We start from the raw sequence: 2687 nt of genomic DNA on the forward strand, positions 1-2687 counted from the left end.
GACGGCGCCAAGCGGGCCGAGGCGGCTGCGGACGAGAAGCCCGCTCCGCAGGCCGGTTCCGGCGCCAAGGCGGCGCGGGACGCCAAGCCCGGCCAGGACGCCAAGGGCGACGCCGCAGCGGCGCGGGACGCCACAGCGGACGCCAAGCCCGCTCCGGGCGCCAAGGCCGACTCCAGCGCCAAGGCCGCACCGGGCGCCAAGGCCGCACCGGACGCCAAGCCCGCTCCCGCCAAGCCCTCCCGCGTCGATCCCCCGAAAGAGATCCCCGCCGAACGCACGACCCAGCTACGCGTCCCCGGCAGTGACGACGCCCCGCGCCGCAAGAGGACCGGCCCCCCGAAGGCCGGTCCCGTCGGCGCCGGGGCCGCCGCCTCCTCCGGCGCGGCCGGCACTCCTCCTCCCCCCGGCGACACCGGCGCCGCCGCCATGGCCGCCGACGACGGCGAAGGACCCGAGCCGCCCAAGAAGAAGGGCCGCAAGTCCCGCAAGCGCAAGGGCTGGCGCCGTCTCTTCCCGACCTGGCGCATGACGCTCGGCGGCCTCGTCCTGCTCATCGCGCTCCTCGGCGGTGCCTTCGCCGTCGGCTACGCGACCACCGACATCCCCGAGGGCAACCAGGACGCCCAGCTCCAGAGCAACGTCTACTACTACGCGGACGGCACCCTCCTCGCGCGCGACGGCACCGTCAACCGCGTCAACGTGAAGCTCTCCGAGATCCCCAAGTCCGTCCAGCGCACCGTGCTCGCCGCCGAGGACCGCGACTTCTACACGGAGTCCGCCGTCGACCCGCAGGCCATGGTCCGCGCCGCGTGGAACACCGCGACCGGCAAGGGCAAGCAGTCAGGCTCGACCATCACGCAGCAGTACGTGAAGAACTACTACCTGGACCAGGACCAGACGGTCACCCGGAAGGCCAAGGAGTTCTTCATCTCGCTCAAGCTCGACCGCGAGAAGAGCAAGGACGAGATCCTGGAGGGCTACCTCAACACGTCCTACTTCGGCCGCAACGCCTACGGCATCCAGGCCGCAGCGCGCGCCTACTACGACAAGGACGTCGGCCAGCTCACCGTCCCCGAGGGCGCCTACCTCGCCTCGCTCCTCAACGCGCCCTCCGCGTACGACGTCGTCGTCTACCCCGAGAACAAGCGCGCCGCCGAGGCCCGCTGGTCCTACGTGCTGGACGGCATGGTCAAGCAGCACTGGATGACGGCGGCGGACCGCGCGAAGGCGAAGTTCCCGACGCCCAAGGAGCCCACGAGCACCAATTCCTCGCTCTCCGGCCAGCGCGGCTACCTCGTCGAGGCCGTCAAGAACTACCTCGCCGAGAACGGCATCGACAAGAACCACCTCACCAACCAGGGCTACCGCATCACCACCACCTTCAAGAAGAGCAATCAGGACGCCCTGGTCAAGGCGGTGAACGACCAGCTCATCGACAAGCTCGACAAGAAGAACCGCCCCGCCGACCGCAACGTGCGCGCGGGTGCCGCCTCGATCGACCCGAAGACCGGGCAGGTCGTCGCGATGTACGGCGGCATCGACTGGGTGAAGCAGTACACGAACAACGCGACCCGCGCCGACTTCCAGGTCGGCTCGACGTTCAAGCCCTTCGTCTTCACCTCCGCGCTGGAGAACCACTCCACGACGCAGGACGGCGAGACGATCACGCCCGCCACGATGTACGACGGCACCAGCAAGCGCCCCGTCAAGGGCAGCTCCATCCCGTTCAGCCCCGAGAACGAGGACGAGCGCGACTACGGCCGCATCCCCGTCAGCGTCGCCACCGACAAGTCCGTCAACTCGGTGTACGCGCAGATGGCCGTCGACGTCGGCCCCGCGAAGGTCAAGAAGACCGCCGAGGCCCTCGGCCTCGCCAAGGGCACCCCGTCCCTGGCCCCGTACCCCTCGATCGCGCTCGGCACCGCCACCCCGAGCGTGCTGCGCATGACCGAGGCGTACGCGACGCTCGCCAACCACGGCACGCACAACTCCGCCCAGCTCGTCGTCAAGATCACCGACCGCGACGGCAAGCGGGTCGAGCTGCCCGGCCGCCACTCCACGCGGGCCGTCAAGCGCACGGCCGCCGACACCACGACGTCGATCCTCCAGAGCGTCGTCGAGAAGGGCACCGCGACGGCCGCGCGCGGCGCGGGCCGGCCCGCCGCGGGCAAGACCGGCACCGCCGAGGAGGACACCGCCGCGCTCTTCGCCGGGTACACGCCCGACCTCGCGACGGTCGTCTCGGTCATGGGCCAGGACCCGAAGACCGCCAAGCACGTCCCGCTCTACGGGGCACTCGGCGTCGCCCGCATGAACGGCGGCGGCCCGCCCACCGAGATCTGGTCGCAGTACGTCAAGCAGGCCCTCAAGGGCAAGAAGGCGCACGACTTCGACCTCAAGCTCGCCAAGGGCGCCAAGCGCAAGCCGCCCGTCTCGCAGGCCCCGAGCAGCAGCAACAGCCCGAGCACGGGGACGAGCCCGAGCAACCCGACGGCCTCGACCCCCGCCGACGACGGCCAGAACGGCACGGGCGAGCAGAACGGCACGGGCGCCACAGGCAGCACTCCCCCCGGCGGCACCGTGACACCGCCGGGCGGCGGTGAACCGACCGGCGGCGCCACGGACCCGGGCGGCGGCACCGACCCGGGCACCGGGCCCGGCGGCACCGACCCGGGCGGCGACACCGC

1 protein-coding gene is annotated in these 2687 nt (G+C 71.5%); it reads left to right on the forward strand.

Features of this window, described 5'->3' with window-relative positions; all coding sequences use genetic code 11:
• Window positions 1–426: 426 nt before the first annotated feature.
• Window positions 427–2687: transglycosylase domain-containing protein (locus G3I42_RS05080; protein ID WP_164282756.1), on the forward strand; the 2261-nt coding region annotated here is incomplete at its 3' end.

This window comes from Streptomyces sp. SID11385 (assembly GCF_010548245.1).
Taxonomy (GTDB): Bacteria; Actinomycetota; Actinomycetes; order Streptomycetales; family Streptomycetaceae; genus Streptomyces.